Source organism: Desulfovibrio sp. X2 (assembly GCF_000422205.1).
Lineage (GTDB): Bacteria > Desulfobacterota > Desulfovibrionia > Desulfovibrionales > Desulfovibrionaceae > Alkalidesulfovibrio.
This window is the reverse complement of sequence record NZ_ATHV01000046.1, coordinates 8,922-27,005: the sequence shown is the minus strand read 5'-3', so window position 1 is coordinate 27,005 and position 18,084 is coordinate 8,922. Positions and strand designations below refer to the sequence as shown.

11 protein-coding genes and 1 rRNA gene are annotated in these 18,084 nt (G+C 68.3%); 6 read left to right on the top strand and 6 right to left on the bottom strand.

Features of this window, described 5'->3' with window-relative positions:
- A 16S ribosomal RNA gene (locus DSX2_RS13050) occupies positions 1-146 on the bottom strand; the annotation flags it as partial.
- Positions 147-527: 381 nt separating this feature from the next.
- Here DSX2_RS13050 and DSX2_RS13045 point away from each other — a divergent pair.
- Entirely contained in the window at positions 528-1,115 is a 588-nt protein-coding gene (locus tag DSX2_RS13045) for a DNA-3-methyladenine glycosylase I (RefSeq protein ID WP_020881559.1), read from the top strand.
- A gap of 24 nt (positions 1,116-1,139) precedes the next feature.
- Here the strand turns inward: DSX2_RS13045 and DSX2_RS13040 are convergent, their stop codons facing one another.
- The gene (locus DSX2_RS13040; protein WP_020881558.1) at positions 1,140-1,544 is read right to left on the bottom strand and encodes a VOC family protein; all 405 of its coding nucleotides are present in this window, start codon (positions 1,542-1,544) and stop codon (positions 1,140-1,142) included.
- A 26-nt stretch (positions 1,545-1,570) separates the two neighbouring features.
- Positions 1,571-2,947, bottom strand: coding sequence for an asparagine--tRNA ligase (gene asnS / locus DSX2_RS13035; protein ID WP_020881557.1), 1,377 nt, complete (start codon positions 2,945-2,947; stop codon positions 1,571-1,573).
- A gap of 168 nt (positions 2,948-3,115) precedes the next feature.
- On the opposite strand from asnS, the gene ftsY reads away from it, so the two are divergent.
- Positions 3,116-4,558, top strand: a complete 1,443-nt coding sequence (ftsY, locus tag DSX2_RS13030) for a signal recognition particle-docking protein FtsY (protein WP_020881556.1) — start codon at positions 3,116-3,118, stop codon at positions 4,556-4,558.
- Positions 4,559-4,564: 6 nt separating this feature from the next.
- Here the strand turns inward: ftsY and DSX2_RS13025 are convergent, their stop codons facing one another.
- Positions 4,565-5,530, bottom strand: a complete 966-nt coding sequence (locus DSX2_RS13025) for an RNA pseudouridine synthase (protein WP_020881555.1) — start codon at positions 5,528-5,530, stop codon at positions 4,565-4,567.
- Between the two features lie 72 nt (positions 5,531-5,602).
- Between DSX2_RS13025 and DSX2_RS13020 the strand changes: the two genes are divergently transcribed.
- On the top strand, positions 5,603-7,915 hold the full coding sequence (locus DSX2_RS13020) for an AsmA family protein (protein WP_020881554.1): 2,313 nt from the start codon (positions 5,603-5,605) through the stop codon (positions 7,913-7,915).
- 110 nt (positions 7,916-8,025) lie between these two features.
- Here the strand turns inward: DSX2_RS13020 and DSX2_RS13015 are convergent, their stop codons facing one another.
- On the bottom strand, positions 8,026-8,385 hold the full coding sequence (locus tag DSX2_RS13015; RefSeq protein WP_020881553.1) for a hypothetical protein: 360 nt from the start codon (positions 8,383-8,385) through the stop codon (positions 8,026-8,028).
- Positions 8,386-8,543: 158 nt separating this feature from the next.
- A complete protein-coding gene (locus DSX2_RS13010) occupies positions 8,544-10,760 on the bottom strand; it encodes a diguanylate cyclase (protein WP_020881552.1) in 2,217 nt (738 codons plus the stop codon).
- Positions 10,761-10,983: 223 nt separating this feature from the next.
- Between DSX2_RS13010 and DSX2_RS13005 the strand changes: the two genes are divergently transcribed.
- Genes DSX2_RS13005 through DSX2_RS12995 form a run of 3 tightly spaced genes read left to right on the top strand, consistent with a single transcriptional unit; the run spans position 10,984 to position 18,060 of the window.
- A complete protein-coding gene (locus tag DSX2_RS13005; RefSeq protein WP_020881551.1) occupies positions 10,984-11,883 on the top strand; it encodes a DMT family transporter in 900 nt (299 codons plus the stop codon).
- Entirely contained in the window at positions 11,873-15,172 is a 3,300-nt protein-coding gene (locus DSX2_RS13000) for an exodeoxyribonuclease V subunit beta (protein WP_020881550.1), read from the top strand. The genes DSX2_RS13005 and DSX2_RS13000 overlap by 11 nt, the downstream gene beginning before the upstream one ends.
- Entirely contained in the window at positions 15,169-18,060 is a 2,892-nt protein-coding gene (locus DSX2_RS12995; protein ID WP_020881549.1) for a PD-(D/E)XK nuclease family protein, read from the top strand. The genes DSX2_RS13000 and DSX2_RS12995 overlap by 4 nt, the downstream gene beginning before the upstream one ends.
- Positions 18,061-18,084: the final 24 nt, after the last annotated feature.

Sequence of the window (18,084 nt, the reverse complement as noted above, 5' to 3'; positions counted from 1 at the left end):
ATCCCAGTCCTCGCGGTAGATCATCCACGCGTTACTCACCCGTGCGCCGCTGTACTCGCCCACCGAAGCAGACTTTCTCGCACGACTTGCATGTGTTAAGCACGCCGCCAGCGTTCAATCTGAGCCAGGATCAAACTCTCCAGTTCAAATCCTGTTGATTTCTGAAACTCGTAAGTACATTGCTGTACCCACTAAGCGTTGCGCCCGATCTCGCTATTTAATTGTCAAAGACCTTGTCTCGTTGCTCCCGTGCGTAACGGGGAAGTGTTGTTTACCCTTCCTCGTCCAACCTGTCAACCAGGTTTTGCATCTTTTTTTCAGAGGGAGCCGATTCGTTTGTCAGAGAACTTCCGCTGCGTCGTTCGGCGCGTGTGCCGTTCGTCGTCGCGGAAGCGGGTATCTACGGAAACCAGAGCCCGAGGTCAAGCGCTTTTGACGAGGTTTTTTTAAAATTATGAAAAGACATTGTGTTTCAGTAACTTACAAGATAAGAAAATGAGGCTCACAGACACCCTGAGGAGGTCAAAATGGTCGCCCGTTGCCCCTGGTCCGAGCACTCTTCCGAAGAACGCCTCTACCACGACACCGAATGGGGGGTCCCGTTGGCCGACGATCGTCGGCTTTTCGAGTTCCTCGTGCTCGACGCGGCCCAGGCCGGTCTTTCCTGGCTGACGGTGCTGCGCAAGCGGGAAGGATACCGCCGGGCCTTCGCGGATTTCGACGCCAACGCCGTCGCCTTATATAATGATGCGATGCTCGAGTCCCTGCTGCAGGACCCCGGCATCGTGCGCAACCGACAGAAGGTGGCCTCGGCCCGAGGTAACGCCCGAGCCGTGCTCGAGGTGAGCGCCGAGAAGGGAAGTCTCGCTGCCTACGTGTGGGGATTCGTGGACGGACGGCCGGTGCAGAACGCCTGGACGCGCCAGGAACAGGTGCCTGCCGTGGCGCCCGCGGCCACAGCCATGAGCAAGGACATGAAGCGGCGCGGCTTCAGCTTCTGCGGGCCGACCATCTGCTACGCCTTCATGCAGGCCGCGGGGCTGGTCAACGATCACCTGACCAGCTGCTTCAGATATGAGGAGATAGGGGCCCTGGGCGAATCCTTCCGGCTTTGAGGGGCCGCAGGCGCCATCGGCTGTCTAGAAGAAGGGGGAGGCCGGGTATTCGCAGACCTCGACCAGGTTGCCGTCCGGGTCGCGGAAGTAGAGGGAGCGCATGGGGCCTGCCGCGCCCATGCGCTCGACAGGGCCGAGCTCCACGCTGACGCCCGCGGCCGTGAGGCGGGTGAGAATCACTTCGAGAGGTTCGGGGGCGACGAGGCAGAAGTCCCCGGCCCCGGGCATCGGCCGCTGCGCATGGGGCGCGATCTCGCGGCCCTCCTCGTGCAGGTTGATCTTCTGCGGCGCGGTCGCGCTCCCGAGCTCGAGCCAGGCCCTCCCCTTCTCGCGGCGGCCCCGGATGCCCAGGGCCGCCTCGTAGAAGGCGATGGTGCGGGCCGCGTCGCGCACGGTCAGCACGAGGTGGTCTATTCCGAATCCAGCCATGACCGGAGTCCCCGCTCTGCCGCGCCCTAGAATTCCAGGTGCTTGGGCGTGCGCGGGAAGGGAATGACGTCGCGGATGTTGGTCACGCCGGTGAGGAGCATGAGCAGGCGCTCGAAGCCCATGCCGAAGCCCGCGTGCGGCGCGGTGCCGAACTTGCGCAGCTCCAGGTACCACCAGTAGCAGGAGGCATCGAGGCCGAGTTCCTCCACGCGGGCCTTGAGCACGTCGAGGCGCTCCTCGCGCTGGCTGCCGCCGATGATCTCGCCGATGCGCGGCACGAGCACGTCCATGGCGGCCACGGTGCGGCCGTCGTCGTTCTGCCGCATGTAGAAGGCCTTGATCTCCTTGGGGTAGTCGTAAACGATCACGGGCCCCTTGAAGTGCTCCTCGGCCAGGTAGCGCTCGTGCTCGGTCTGCAGGTCCGTGCCCCACTCGGCCTGATACTCGAAGGTCTTGCCGGACTTCTTCAGGATCTCCACGGCCTCGCCGTACGGCAGGCGCACGAAGGGCTTCTCCATGATGCCCGAAAGCGTGGCCATGAGGCTCGTGTCCACCCACTTGGCGAAAAGCTCGACGTCCGCGGCACAGCGCGTGAGCACGTGGTCGACCAGGTGCTTCAGCAGGTCCTCGCCCAGGTCCATGTTGTCGTTGATGTCCGCGAAGGCGATCTCCGGCTCGATCATCCAGAACTCGGCCGCGTGGCGCGCGGTGTTGGAGTTCTCCGCGCGGAAGGTGGGGCCGAAGGTGTAGACCTTGCCGTGCGAGAGGGCGAAGACCTCGGCCGAAAGCTGGCCCGAGACAGTGAGGTAGGCCTCCTTGCCGAAGAAGTCCTCCTCGGCCGCTTCCTTGGGCAGAGGCTGCCCCAGGTCCAGGGTGGTCACGCGGAACATCTCGCCCGCGCCCTCGCAGTCCGAGCTGGTGATGATGGGCGAGTGCAGGTTCAGGAAGCCGCGGGAGTGGAAGAAGTCGTGCACCGCGAAGGCGGCTTCGGAACGAATGCGGAAGAGCGCGCCGTACTTGTTGGTGCGCGAGCGCAGATGCGCGATGGAGCGCAGGAACTCGTCCGTGTGCCGCTTCTTCTGGAGGGGATAGGTCTCGGCGTCGGCCTCGCCGATGAGTTCGACGCTGCGGGCCTTGATCTCCCACTTCTGTCCCTTGCCCGGCGAGGCGACGAGCTCGCCCTCCACGGCCACGGCCGCGCCGGTGTTCATATCCGCAATGCGGTCGAATCCCCCGGCCCCCTCGTCGACCACGGCCTGGATGTTGGCCAGGCAGGAGCCGTCGTTGATCTCGAGAAAAGAAAAGCCCTTCTGGTCGCGGCGGGTGCGCACCCAGCCCTTGACCAGAATCGAATCCCGCGGTCCCTCGGCGGCCAGGGCCGCGGCAACGTCCGTACGCTTCATGACATGTTCTCCATCCGGTAGTATTCGAAAGGCATCAGCACGTGGTCCGGCAGCGCGCGGACAGGGGCCAGAAAGGGCCCGGAAACGGTCGACACGGGCCCGTCGGTTGCCACCTTCTCTGGAAGACGGTACACACACCCACCGTCACGCAACGCAAGTGGGGAGTATATGGGGTTTTTCTCCAAAATCAAAAAGTTTTGGGACGTCGAATCGCGGCTGGACAAAGCCGTGGAGGAATACAAGCAGGAGGCCGAAGCGGCCCCGGAAGCCGAGGCCAAGGCCCCCGCGGCCGAGCCTGCAGCGCCTGCACCGCAGCCAGCGGCACAGCCGGTCGAACAGCCCGCCGCCGCGCCGGTCGAGACGACGGCCCCGGCTGCGCCGACAGCAGCCCGCCCTCAGCCCGCTCAGGCGGACTGGCAGAAGGACCTGCTCCTTTCCCTGCGCCAGGCGGAGCCAAGGCTGTCCGTCTGGCTCGGCCTGCTGCTCGAAGGGGTGGACACGGCGGACGAGAAGCTGTGGGACCGCCTGCGCTTCCTGTTCAACTCCCTGGAGGCGCCCGAGGCCGAGGCCGAGGAGTTCATCAATCGCTTCGGCAAATGGCTCGCGGACATGGAGTACTCCCGCGTCTCCGAGTTCCGTTCCGAGCTGCAGTACCGCCTGGCCCTGGCCCTGGACCTGGAGGACGAGGAGGACGAGCGCTCGCGCCTCTTCCTCAAGCTCTCCGCCGGGCTGGAGAAGACCAAGGAGAGCATCACCCGCCGTATCGACGGCCTGCTCTCGCGCCGCGACACGCTCGACGAATCCTTCTGGGAGGAGCTCGAGGAGATTCTGATCACCGCGGACGTGGGCTACGAGCCGAGCATGGATCTGGTCGGACGCCTGCGCGAGCGGCTGCGCAAGGCCGGGAGCAACGACCCCGCAGCCTTCAAGGACGCCATGCGCGACGAGCTGGCCTCCATGTTCAGGACCTCGCGCCGCATCCAGGCAGTGAACCCGCCCGAGGTGGTGATGATGGTCGGCGTGAACGGCGTGGGCAAGACCACGACCATCGGCAAGCTGGCGCACCGCGCGCAGTTGCAGGGCCGCAAGGTCCTGGTGGCGGCGGGCGACACCTTCCGGGCCGCGGCCATCGAGCAGCTCGAGGTCTGGGCCAAGCGCGTGGGCGCGGGCTTCTTCGCCAAGGGCGCGCAGTCCGACCCGGCGGCCGTGGCCTTCGAGGCCATCGACGCGGCCATCGCCGGGGGCTACGACTTGGTGTTGCTGGACACCGCCGGCCGGTTGCACACCAAGGTCAACCTCATGGAAGAGTTGAAGAAGATCAAGCGGGTGTGCGGCAAGAAGCACCCCGGCTCGCCGCACCGCACCGTGCTCGTGGTGGATGCCACCACCGGCCAGAACGCCATCCAGCAGACCAAGCTCTTCAACGAGGCCGTGGATCTTGACGAGATCATCCTGACCAAGCTCGACGGCACGGCCAAGGGCGGCATCGTGGTCTCGCTCGCCAGCCAGTTCGGCATCCCCATCACCTTCGTCGGGCTGGGCGAGAAGATGGAAGACCTGCGTCCCTTCGACGGCGGGGATTTCGCGACGGCGCTGCTCGGCGGCGAATAGCCCGGCCTACTTCCAGACAACGAGATCGGGGCGCGACAGCGCCGCCGTCACTTCGGAAGACGCCTCCTCCATGAGCCGCGCCCAGAGCGGCCAGGGGGGAGGCGTCTTCGCTTCGAATCCCGGAATGCGCAGATGGAAGTGGTGCAGATGAAGCCCGTCCGCCGCACCGGCGGCGCTCCCCTTCTCCCCTGCTCCGGTGCCTGCGCCGGCCTCGTCCCCATAGAGATCGTCGCCCAGGATGGGATGGCCCGCGTGCGCCAGGTGCGCGCGGATCTGGTGCCGCGCCCCTTTCATGATGCGCGCGGCCACGAGCCAGAGCCCATCTCCCTCCTCGACGTCTGCCCCCCCGTCCACCCGCGCCAGGCGAACCACCTCGGTCGCGCGCAAATCGTCGGCCTCGCCGGGCAGGACACGCGTCCGTTTCCGCCCGGCCATGTCCAGAGGCCAGGAGAGGCTCATGCGCTCGGCAGGATGACCGCGGACCACGGCCAGATAGGTCTTCAGCGCGAGCCCTGCATCCTCGGCACGGCGGAAGGCCTCGCGCGCCGCCTCGCCGAAGGCCACGAGCAGAAGCCCGCTGGTCGGCCTGTCCAGGCGGTTGCAGAGAAGCGGCAGACGCTCGCCCGCCCGGTCCGGGAAAAGGCGCGTCAGCCAAGCCTCGGCGCTCTCTCCCCCGCCTCCGGCCAGCGCCGCGCTGTTGAGCCCCGCGGGCTTGTCCAGGGCGGCGTAGTCCTCCCCGGCCGTCACGATGCGCGGCCCGGGCCCTTCAAGACGCACGTCGCCCCTAACGAGAACCTCCTGCCCCGCCCGCAGGCGGACGGAAGCGGCGGACGGACGGCCGTCCAGGAGCACCCGCCCCTCTTCGCACAGCCGTTTGCGGCCGCGCAGGCCGAGTTCCGGCAGCAGGCCGGACAGGGCCTGGTCCAGGCGTTTTCCGTCGAGCTCAGAGGGGACGATCCAGCGACCGGACATCTTGCCTTCCTGGTGAAAAGGGGTCATAGACTAGCAGTATTCGTACCTCAACACGCCCAAGGAGCATCCCCCATGAAACGCCCCGTGAAAATAGGCCTGATAATCGCCGGCGTTGTCGTGGCCCTGATCGTCGCGGCCATGATCATCGTTCCCCTGGTGGTCAATCCCAACACCTACAAGCCGCAGATCGTCAGCGCGGTGGAGAAGGCCACGGGACGCACGCTCAAGCTCGGCGGCGACATCTCCGTCTCCGTCTTTCCCTGGCTGGGCGCCACGGTGCACGGACCGGTGGTCCTGGGCAACGCCAAGGGCTTCGGCGACAAGCCAATGGTTCAATTGGACGAGGTGGACGTCAAGGTCAAGCTGCTCCCCCTGCTGAGCAAGAAGGTGGAACTGAGCAAGATCGTGGTCAAGAAGCCCGTCGTGCACCTCGGCGTCCTGCCTGACGGCACGACGAACTGGGACGACCTGACCGGCGCCGGAAAGAAGGCCTCGGCCGAGGAGACCGCGGAAGGCAAGGCCAAGGAGAAGGATCTCGGCACGCCCGCCGCGTCGGGCGGCCAGGGCATGGCCGTGAGCATCGAAGGCGTGGAGATCACGGACGGCGACATCACCTGGGACGACCAGAAGAACGGGCAGTGGGCGCACGTCGGCAACCTGAACCTGAACGTCGACGGCGTAGAGCCCGGCAAGACCTCGGACATCGACCTCGCCTGCGACCTGCAGACCAAGAACCCCGACGCCGCGGGCAGCATCAAGCTGAAGACCACGGCCCTGGTCAAGCCCGAGGCCAAGCAGGCCACCCTGGACGACCTCAAGCTGAACGTGAAGCTCGACAACTTCGCCCAGCAGGGCAAGACCGTGAACGGCACCCTGGACGTGGCCACATCGGTCAGCGCGGACTGGGGCAAGTACGACGTCACGGCCAAGAACATGGACATCAAGGCCAAGGGCCAGGGCACGATGCTGCCAGGCGGCGCGGTCGACGCGGCCATCAAGGGCGACATGATGCTCGACTGGGAGAAGAAGGTCCTGACCCTGAACGGCTTCTCGCTCTCGGGCCTGGGCCTCAACGTGACTTCCCCGAGCCTCACGGCCAAGAACTTCACCACCAAGCCGGAGGCCAAGGGCTCCATCGACGTGGCCGAGTTCTCGCCCAAGAAGCTGATGTCCAACCTCGGGCTTCCGCCCATCCAGACCACCGATCCCTCGGCCCTGGAAAAGGTGGCCCTCAAGGCCGACCTGGACACGGTTTCCGGCGCCACCGTCATCCGGAACCTGGTCCTCAAGCTCGATGAGACGACGCTCAGCGGCAACGCCAAGCTGATCGACCTGACCAAGCCCGCGGTCGACTTCGACCTCAAGGCCGACAAGCTCGACGTGGACCGCTATCTGCCGCCCGCGGGCGCCTCCAAGGCCGAGGGCGGCAAGCCAGCAGCCGAGGGCAAGAAGGGCGAAGCCGCCAAGGGCGGCGGTTCGCTGCCCGTCGAGCAGATGAAACAGATGGACGTCGACGGCAAGCTGCACGTCGACTGGCTCAAGGTGAAGAAGATTCCCCTCGAGAACATCGACATGCACATCCTGGCCAAGAACGGCGTGATCCGCCTCGATCCGTTCACCCTCGAGGTCTTCAAGGGCAAGGTCAACCTGAACGCCGTGAGCGACGTGAGCAAGCCGACGCCGGTTTCGGACCTCGGCCTGAAGGTCGTGGCCCTGGACCTCGACCAGATGCTCATGGCCCTGACCGGACAGTCCAAGGCAGGCGGCAAGCTCGGCCTGGACATGAACCTCGCCGGACGCGGCGCCGCGTACGACAACATCATGAAGACCCTGACCGGCAAGGTCTCCCTGCTGGTCAAGGACGGCGTGTACCACGGCCTGGTCCTCAAGCCCGACCGCTTCGACCCCCGGAAGGGCTACGTGGCCAAGGCGGGCGACGAGAACCAGGCCACACACCTGAAGGACTTCGCGCTCAACTTCGACGTGAAGGACGGCCTGGCGAAGCTGCCCAAGACGCTCATTAAGACCGATTCCGTGGCCGACATCGGCCTCGGCGGCTCCACCTACGTTCCCAGGGAAACCCTGGACTTCAACGTGGACGCCGACGTGGGCCCGTTCTCCGTGCCCGTGAACGTGGGGGGCACCTATGCGAACCCGAGCGCGGGCATCAACATGGCGGAGCTCGCCAAGCGCATCCTGCGCGCGCCGCTGAACGCAGTGGGCGGAGCCGCGGAAGGCGTGGGGGGCGCTGTGGGTGGAGCCGTGGGCGGAGCCATCGATGCCATCACGGGCGGCGGTTCCTCGCAGTCCTCCGGCTCCGGCACGAAGAAGGACTCCGGCTCCGGTTCGGGCGGATTACTCAAGGGACTCGGCATCGGACAATAACCGACGGCGTTTCTGCCGGACGGGCCAACGAAAAAAGCCGGGGCGGCAAGCCCCGGCTTTTTTCGTTCCCATCCCTCGGCTCCGGTTGCGGTTCCGAAGCCGGTTTCCCGTCAGTTCCAGCGCCGGGCCTTGGTCTCCCAAAGTTCCCTGGGAATCTGGAAGAAATGACGGTTGCCGATGATGTCCAGCGTCAGGATGAGCGATTCGGTCTTTCCGATCCAAAATGCCTTTCTGTCGATGGTTCCGATGAGGTCGGAAAAGCTCGAATCGATCAGTTGCGGGTTCGGCAGATAGCGATGCAGCAGTTCCTTGGTCATGTTCCCCAGAAAACCGATGACGTCCTGCGCGACCATGACGTCACTGAAGTCGATCTCATGGACATCGCTGTCCCCCACTTCGAGGAGTGAGGCGATGGTCGGGCCAAGGGAAGAGGCACCTGCCGGACTCTGGAAACCGTGGATAGTGCTCATGTAGCCTCCTTCGGTCTTCGCTGCTGGTGTTCAGTCCAGATTCTCGCCGCCTCGACTCCAGTTTTGGATAATAAGGCCTTATCCTCCGATGGCAACTCGCTGTGCAAAATCTATAACACGAAATCCTCCGCCTGCCACCCCGCCGCTTCGCCCCCCCGTCACACGCGGCAGGACGACTGGCCGGAAAGGACCATCTGTCCGCCTCCCTGAGCCTTCGCCTGGACCAGAGCTTCGCCCGCGACCGTGAAAAGCTCTTCCACGCTGTGGACGTGCTCGCCCCATACGGCCCCGCCGAGCGAAGCCGACAGGACCACAGCCCGCTCGCCCACCTGGTAGGGAGCCTCGAGGTTTCGCCGGGCGCGGCGCGCCACCTGCTCCACCTCCTCCTGATCCCCGACCGCGGCCAGGAAGAGCCCGAATTCGGCGCTTCCCGTCCGCCCGATGGAGTCCCCGGACCCGACGCACTCCGCAAGACGCTTGGCCGCCTGGCGCAGGACCTCGTCGCCCACGTCGAGGCCGTAGGTGGCGTTGACCGCGCGGAAGGCGTCCAGGTCCGCCAGGAGCAGCGCCGCCTTCGTCGCGCGCGTTTCCACGCCCGCGAGCAGAACGCCCACGTCCTCCACAAAACGCTGGCGCATGGACAGGCCGGTCAAGGCGTCGCGCCGCACGTGCGCCGTGCGCGCGTGCTGGTCCGCCTCGCGCGCCGTGACGTCGCGAATCCGCCACAACCGCCCGGCCACCTCACCCCGCACGCGCAGGGGGTGGCATTCCGTCTCCAGGGTCGAGCCGGAGGACAAGGCCACGCGCTCTCCTGAGACGATCTCGTGCGAGCGGGCCATGTCCTCGAGCGCCGTCCGGGTCGCCTTGGGGTCCTGCGCGACCTTGGCGAGCCGGGCCAGGATGTCGGCCACGGCCATTCCGGGCAGACCGGGATGGGCGGGCAGCGAGGGGACAAAGTCGCCCAGCCTCTCGTTGGCTTGAACCACACGCCCCCCCCGATCCTCCACGAAGATGCCGTCCCCGTCGCTGCCCACGAGGATCTCCAGAAGCTCCTTCAGGGCCAGTCCCTCGATGTCGCCGCGCCTGCGCTGCAGGGCGGCCGCCCAGATCTCGGACGCCACCTTGAGCAGCCCGATGTCCTCCTCCGACCACATGCGGTCCTGGCGCACGGCCTCGAACCCCACGAAACCCAGGCGTTCCCCCTCACGGTTCATGGCCACGGCGACCATGGTCCTCGCGCGGCGCTGCGCGAGCATGGCCCGTTCCGCCATTGCCTCTTTGGGCAGGGAGGAGACGTCCGTGACCAGGGCGGTTTCAAATATCTCCAGGCGCTCCATGAGCCAGGACAGGCTGTCGGTCGTCATCTCCGGATCGCGGCCGATGGTCGGTTCCACTCCCATGGCCGACCATTCGTAGGCTTGGCGCACGAAATGCCCGTCCGCGCTGAGCAGGAAGATGAAGGCCCGGTCGGCGTGCACGGCCTCCCCGAGCATGCGCAGGCTGTCCTGGATGCCGTGGCCTACCCGCTCCGGCTCGATCCCCACGAAAAGCGTGGAGACGGAGCTCACGAGCCGTTCCATCTCGATGCGGCGGAGCTGTTCGGCCGTGTGCTCGGTGCGCGCCGTGGCGTCGCGCAGGGAAACGATGTAGGCGGGATCGCCCTCCCAGAATATCTCCTCGGCGGTCATCTCGACCGTGGCGGACTCGTGGTCCGTGCGCCTGAGGTCCAGCTCCACGGCCCCGCCCTTGATCACGGGATAGCCGAAGGCCTGGCCCAGCGTGTCGGCCTCGGTGCGGCCGAGAAGCCGCAGGGCGACCTCGTTGGCGTAGTGGACCGTGCCGTCCTCGCCGACCACGAGCAGGCCATCCGGCCCCTGCTCCACCAGGGAACGGAAGTTGGACAGGTCGGCCGCCAGCACCTTGATGCGCCTGTCCTGGGCCGCGAGCACCCGCTGGCGGTCGATGGCGAAGCGGATGCTGAGCGCGAGCCCGAAGGAGGTCAGCCGCTCCTTGACCAGGAAATCCTGGGCGCCGTCAGTGAGCGCCCTGTCGCACAGGGCCATGTCCTGGCTGTCCGAGAGCACGATGCTGGGCACCTGGGGAAAGAGATCGCGCAGGCGGGACAGTGCCTTGGCCATGGCATTCATGGACGGCGCGTCGAAGAGGATCACGTCCGCCTTCCCGGCGCCGAGAAGCCGCAGTCCCTCATCCAATCCGCCCGCTGAATGCAGTACGTGCCCACCTCCCTCGGCGGCCAGGAGGCCGGCGATGCGCTTGTGCGTTCCCTCGTCGCCCGCCACGAGCAGAACCGCCGGCGTCTGCTTCCCCACGGGGGAGCCGTGCCGTTCCGTCTTCCTCTTGCTTTGCGTGATCATCCTCTTCCTCGTTCGAGATGGGGGCGCGGGCAGTCGCGCCCAGGGCAGGCAGCCGGAGTATTCTCCAGCTTGCCGCAAGGATAGCACGTGCTGCAGACCGGTGCAATTCTCGTCCGGAAACGGGCGACGCGTGCGGTCTTTGCAAGGCCGGGCAAATGCGGTAGGCGATTCGTTCCACCCCGAGGCTTCGGGGCCATCCGCCTGCCATCCGCCTGGAGGACTCATGGCGCTTTCGGGATATCTCCGCATTCTGTGCGCGGCGAGCCTCTGGGGGCTCATCGGACCGGTGGCCAAGATCGCCCTGGCGGCGGGCATGCCGCCGCTCGAGGTGGCCTTCTGGCGCACGGCCTCCGGGTGGCTCTTCTTCGCCCTGCAGGCCCTGTTCGCGGGCCAATACCGCGTGGCCGGACGCGACATGCCCCTGGTCCTGGCCTTCGGCCTGTTCGGCGTGGCCGGGCTCTTCGGAACCTACGTCCTGGCCGTCAGAGACGGCGGCGCGGCCCTGGCCTCTGTGCTGCTCTACACGGCCCCGGCCTGGGTGGCGGTCATGTCCCGCTTCCTCTTCCGCGAGTCCATGGGACCGGCCAAGATCCTGGCCCTGATCATGACCATGACGGGCGTGGCCTGCGTCTGCCTCGGCCCGGGCGCGGGAGCGGAGCACATCGGCCCGGCCGCGGTCTTCTTCGGCCTGGCATCGGGGCTGTCCTACGCCCTCTACTACATCTTCGGAAAACAATACCTCGGCCGCTACAGCACGCCGACCCTCTTCCTCTGGGCCATGCCCGTGGGCGCCCTGGCCCTGCTCCCGTCCGTGACCTTCCACGCCTGGCCGTTCACGGTCTGGCTGGCCGTCGTCACCCTCGGCTTCTGCTCCACCTGGCTCGCCTACTCCATCTACTATTCCGGCCTGCGCCACCTGGAGGCCACGCGCGCCGCCGTGGTGGCCACCATGGAGCCCGTGGTCGCGGCCGTGCTGGCCTGGATCATGTGGGACGAACGCTTCAGCCTGCTCGGCTACGTGGGCAGCGGCCTCATCCTGGCCGCGGTCCTGGTGACCATGCGGCCCGCGCGCCGCATGCCCGGGGTCGAGACCGAGGAGGTCGCGCCCGCCGATGCCGTCTGAACGGATGTTGTCCGACGTTCCCCGAGAAGAGCTTCCCACGGCCCGGCTGCTGCGCATCCGCGCGGCCGCGGGCTCCGGCAAGACCCATTCCCTGACCGCGCGCTTCCTGCGCCTTCTGGGCGAGGCCGAGGCGCGCGACCGCCCCCTGGCCTGCCTGGCCGCTCCCCAGAAGGGCCACGCCTGGCCCGAGATCATGGCCGTGACCTTCACCAACAAGGCCGCGGCCGAAATGAAGGAACGGCTGGTGCGCGAGCTCAAGCGCCGGGCGCTGGGCGACTTCTCCGGCGCCGCGGGCGAGGAATGGACGCCCGAGCACGCGTCCGACCTGCTGGACAGGATCCTCAGGCGCTACCACGCGCTCGGCGTGCGCACCATCGACAGCCTGGTCTGCCTGCTCGGCCGCCTCTTCGCCCTGCGCCTGCACCTGCCCCCGGACTTCGGCGTGACCTTCGACCTGGCCGAGCTCTTCGACCCGGCCTTCGAGGAGTTCACGGCGCGCTGCGAGGCCGCTGACGGGCCGGACGGTGAAGCGGGCGCGGCGCTCTTCGCGCAGGCCGCCGACACCCTGCTGGCCCACGAGCGCAAGCGCGGCTTCCGCCTGCGCGACACCCTTCTTTCCCGCCTGCGAGACATGGCCGGACTGTTCCGCTTCTCCACGCCCGACGTGGTCGTGGAGCAGCAGGCCATCGCCGATCTCCTGGTGCCGTCCTACGACGCCTTCCGCCGCGCGGCCGAGGACATGCTGCAGTGCCTCGCGAAGGCGCGCCTCTCGGCCCAGAAGAATTTCCTGACCGCGCTCGAGCGCTGCGTGGGCGCCGATCTCTTCTCCGGCCCGCCGGACTCCAAGTTCCTGACCAAGTCGTCGCTCACGGAATGCGTGCTCAAGGCCTCGCAGTCCGCGGTCACCCTGGAGCACGAGGACTGCTTCCGGAATTTCCTCGACGCCTGCGACGCCTACCGCGCGGACCACGCCGTGCTCGACGGGGCCTACGCCCTGGCGCCCAGCGTGGCCCTTGCCGCGCTCCTGGCCGAGGACCTGGCCGAGCTCGCCGCGCGCGAGGGCACCCTGCCCCTGCCCACGCTCTACGAGCTCGTGCGCTCCCTGCTCACGGAGGACGGGGCCGTGAGCGGGGCCTACTGCCGCCTCGGCGCGCGGCTGCACCACCTCTGTCTGGACGAGTTCCAGGACACGAGCCTCGAGCAGTGGACCACGCTCGAGCCCCTGGCCCTGGAGGCCCTGGCCAAGGGCGGCAGCCTCTACTGCGTGGGCGACGTGAAGCAGGCCATCTACGGCTGGCGCGGCGGCCGCGCGGAACTCTTCGACGACGTGGCCGGAGGTCCCCTGGCCCGCCTGGCGGGGAGGCACGATGCCACCCTGCCCTACAACTGGCGCAGCCGCGAGGCCGTGGTGGAGTTCAACAACACCTTCTTCTCCGGCCTTGCCGACCCGGATCTGGCAGAGGAACTGGCCGGGCGCGTGCTTGGCCGGGCACCGAGCGACATCCGCGTGGCCTATGCCCGCGACGTGGCCCGGGCCTTTGCCGCAAGCCGCCAGGAGATACCGCCCGGCAAGCGCGAAAGCGGCACGGCCGCGGGCGGCTACGTGCGGCTGGAGCGGATTGCGGGCGACAAAAAGGACGGCGACGAGGACGAGGGCGCGTCCCCCCTGCGCGAGGCCGTGACGCGAACCGTACTCTCGGCCGCGGGCAGGCGCGGGCCGGGCAGCGTGGCCGTGCTCGTGCGCACCAACGACCAGGCGGCAAAAGTCAGTGACTGGCTCATGGCCGCGGGACTTGCCGTGGTCACGGAGAACAGCCTGCACCTGGACCGCCACCCGGTCGTGCGCCAGATACTGGCCTTCCTTGCATTTCTCGACTACCCGCCCGACGACACGGCCCTGGCCACGTTCCTCACGGGCTCCATGTTCCTGGCCGAGAGCGGCCTGTGCCCCTCGGCCATGCACGACCTCCTGGCCGTGCGCGGCAAGGGCCCGCTCTACCTCGCCTTCCGCGCGGCCTTCCCCGAGGTCTGGGAACGGCTCGTCGCCCCCTTCTTCCGCACGGCCGGGCTTGTCCGGCCCTACGACGCGGCCGCCGAGATCGCCGCCGCCTTCCGCGTGGCCGAGCGCGATCCGGGCCACGAACTCTTCGTGCGGCGCTTCCTCGAGATAGTGCACCAGGCCGAGGAGAACGGGGCTGGCTCGCTGGCCGCGTTCCTCGAATTCTGGGCCGACAAGGGCGTGCAGGAAAAGGTGCCCCTGCCCGAGAGCGTGGACGCGGTGCGCGTGATGACCATCCACAAGGCCAAGGGGCTGCAGTTCCCGGTGACGGTGGTGCCCTTCCACGACTGGACCGTCTCCAGGCCCGACCAGGACTACGGCATCGTCACGGTGCGCGGGGCGCGCGTGCTCGCGCCCATCCGCAGCCAGGCCGTGGGCGAGGCGCACTGGGAGGTGGTCGGCCGCATGGCGCGGGAATACCTGAACCTGCTCTACGTGGCCTGGACCCGGGCGGAGGACGAGCTCTACGCCTTCCTTCCGGCCGAGCCGTCGCGCTTCCCCTCGCCCGTGCTGGCGGCGATCGAGCTGATCCTGGGCGATGAGCTGGGTGAGGAGACGGGAGAGCGCGTGCTCGAGCGCGGCGAACCGCCCGCACAGTGCGCGGCCTTCGTCCCGCCTCCCCCGCCCGCGCCGCGCGAGCTGCCGCACAAGAGCGAGGCGCTCGAACTCATGGCCTGGTTGCCGAGGCTTCGCGTCTACCGCCATGCGGTGGAGGGCAAGGCCGACCGGCAGGCCGCGCTGCGGGGCGAGATAGCCCACCGCGCCATGGAGCTTCTGCGCCCGGTTGAAAACGCCTCTCCCGCCGCCCGCCGCGATCTCGCAGCTGCCGCGGCCCGGGCCGCGCTGGCCGAATTTCCGGAGGCCGCCGGAGTTTTCGGCGATCCCGCAGCGCTCGTGGGGCAGATCGCGGACATGGCGGCCTGGGTCCTGGAGCGGCCGGAACTCGCCCGGGCCCTGTCCGAGGGCCGCCGCGAGGCCGCCATCCTGGACGACGAGGGACGCACGCACCGGGCGGACCTCCTTCTTGCCGCAGACACGGGCACGCTGGTGGTGGAATACAAGACCGGCGGCCCCGTGCCCGAGCATACGACGCAGGTCCAGCGCTATCTGGGGCTGGCCGCGGCCATGGCGGGCATGCCGCGCCCCCTGTCCGGGCTGCTGGTCTACCTCGACGAGCGCCGCCTGGAAACCGTGCCGTTCACGGAAGCCGCCCGGGAGCACACGCCGTGAGCACGCGCCCGATCCGCATCATCCCCTGGCAGGCCGACTTTCCTTCGGCGCTTGCGGATACCCTCGTGCGCGAGCACGCGGACCGCATGGCCGACTGCCTGGTCGTCTTCCCGCACCACCGGCCCGCGCGCTACCTCGCCGCGCGCCTGACGGAGCACGAGGGACTCGCAAAGCCCTGCCTCCTGCCCGAGACCACGACCTTCACCGAGCTCGTCTCCCGGCTGCGCGCAGCGACCCACGCCATGCCCCTCGTCCAGGCCGGTCCGCTGGACCGCGTCGCCCTGCTGCACGAGGCGGTGCAGGGGCTCGATGCGCGCACCTCCGGACTGCTTGCTGATCTGCCGCGGGAGATAGAGCGCTTCCTGCCCTGGGGCATCCGCCTCTCAGAGCTCATGGAGGAGCTCATGCGCCACGGGCTGCCCCCGCGCGACCTGCTGGCGGCCGAGGACGAGGTGTTGCCCGAAGCCGCGGCCCTGCTCGGCCACTGCGAGGCGATCTATTCCGCCTACCTCGGCCTGCTCGCCCGCGAGGGGCTGACGACGCCGGGCAACGACTGCAGGCTGGTTCTTCAAGCGCTGGATGAAGTTCCTGCCGTACTCGACGGCCACCCGCTGGTGATCGCCGGATTCTACGCCCTGTCCGGGGCCGAGGACGCCATCTTCCGCGCCCTCTGGCAGAGCGGCTCGGCCGACGTGCTCTGGCATGCCGATCCCGGCATCGCCCAGGGCCGGGGGCACTGGTGCCTGGAGGAGCTGCGCGCCTGGGCAGGACGCTGGGGCGCGCGTCCCGTGGTCGAGGCGACCTGTGCTCCGGCCGGGGAAGCCGACGCCCCGACTCTGCGCTTCGTCGAGGCCTACGACCGCCACTCCGAACTTCTCGAGTTGGGGCGCGAACTCGCCCGTCTGCCCGAGGACCAGGCCGCGGCCGTGGTCCTTCCGGACGAGGCGCTGCTGCCGCCGGTCCTGCACCATCTGCCGGAGCGCGAGTGCAACATCTCCATGGGCTATCCGCTCGAACGCGCGAGCCTTGCCCAGCTCGTGGAAACGCTGCTCAGGCTTCAGGAGAACGGCCTCTCCGGCCGCTACGTCTGGCGCGACGTGGTGGCGCTCATCCGCCATCCCTACCTGAAGATGCTCGACCTTCACGGCGAACGGCCGCTGCGCACCGTGTTCAGGCAATGGGAAAAGGAGCTTCGCGGCGGCGAGAAGCTGGTCGATCCCCTGACCTGGGCCCCGCAGTACGCGGACCTGGGCATGGTAGACGGCGCCAGGGCCGTGGACGCCCTGCTGCGCAGGCTCCTTCGCTGCTGCCTGACCGCCTTTGCCGAGGCCCGGACCCTGGCCGGACTGGCCGAGGCCCTGCGCGGCCTGTGCGACCTCCTTGTGGAGCACGGGGGCGAACTCTGGCGCGACTATCTGCTGGACGCGGAATGCCTTTTCCGCCTGCGCACGTCGCTTCTGCCCGCCCTCGCCCACTCGCGCCTCTCGCACGAGGAGCTGCCGCACTCCGTACTCTTCGCGGTGCTGCGCCAGGTCCTGGCAGGCGAGCGGGTGCCCTTCGAGCCCGAGCCCATCACCGGTCTTCAGGTCGTGGGCATGCTCGAGACGCGGCTGTTGCGCTTCCCGCGCCTCTTCGTGCTGGAAGCCACGGAGGAGCGCCTGCCCGGCACGCCCGGCCACGACCCATTGCTGCCCGACACGCTACGTGCCCGCCTGGGCCTGCCGGACCTGCGCGCCCGGGACACCGTGGCCGCCTACACCTTCTTCCGCCTGCTGGCCGGGGCCGAGGAGGCCGTGCTCTTCTACCGGCAGGGGGACGCGCCGGGCCTGCTCGAGTCCACGCCCGTGCGCAGCCGCTTCGTGGAGATGCTGCTCTGGGAGGAGGAGAAGCGAAGGGGCAGCCTGATCAAGCCGGGCATGCCCCCGCTCGCGAGCGTCAGCCTGCCCCTCTCGCCCATCCGCAGCGAGGCCCTGGCCGTGGAGAAGACCGAGGCGGTTCGCGCCGCGCTCCTGGGGCGCCTGCGGAGCAAAGGGCTCTCGCCCACCGCGCTGGACGCCTACGTGCGCTGCCCCAAGTCCTTCTTCCTGCGCCACGTCTGCCGTCTGCGCCCGCCCGACGAGGTCTCGGAGGACGGCGATCCGGCCGCCCTGGGCAGCCTCGTGCACCGCGTGCTGAGCGACTTCCTCGCGCCGTACGCGGGCCACGAGACGAACCTCGCCGCGCTGCCGGGCGAGGAGCTGGCCGAGCGCTTCTCCTACGCCCTGCGCACCGAGCCATTCTTCCAGTCCATGCCTCTGGACGCGCGCATCGTGCTCGACCGCACCGGCCGCTCGCGGCTGAAGAATTTCCTGGCGGGTCAGCCGCACACCACCATCCTCGCGCTGGAAGAACGCTTCGAGACGCGCCTGCCCTTTGCCGGGGAGGAGATCGCCCTCTCCGGCATCGTCGACCGCCTGGACCGGCGCGGCGGGCGGCTGGTGGTCGTTGACTACAAGACGGGACGGGTCCAGAAGGCGAAGATGGCGCTGTGGGACGACGCGGCCCTCTGGCAGGCCTGCGCGGAGTGGAGTCCCGGGGGGGACGATCCCCTGCCCCGCCTGGCCGGGCCGCTCGGCTCCCTGCAGCTGCCCATGTACATGACGCTCTGCTGGGGGCGCGAGGGCGAGGCGCCCGCCGACGCCGCCTGGGTGGAGCTGGCCGACCAGGGCGCGGAGATTGCCTATTTCCCCAGGAATTTCGGCCAGGAGGAACGCGACCGCGTGATCCGCGAGCTGACGCCCGCGCTGCTGCGCTTCCTGCTGCACCACATGGAGCACGCGCCCACCTTCGAGCCCGTCCCCCAGGACGCCTGCCGCTACTGCGACGTGCGCGGTCCCTGCGGGGCGTGAGCCCGGCGCCGGACAGCGTCTGGC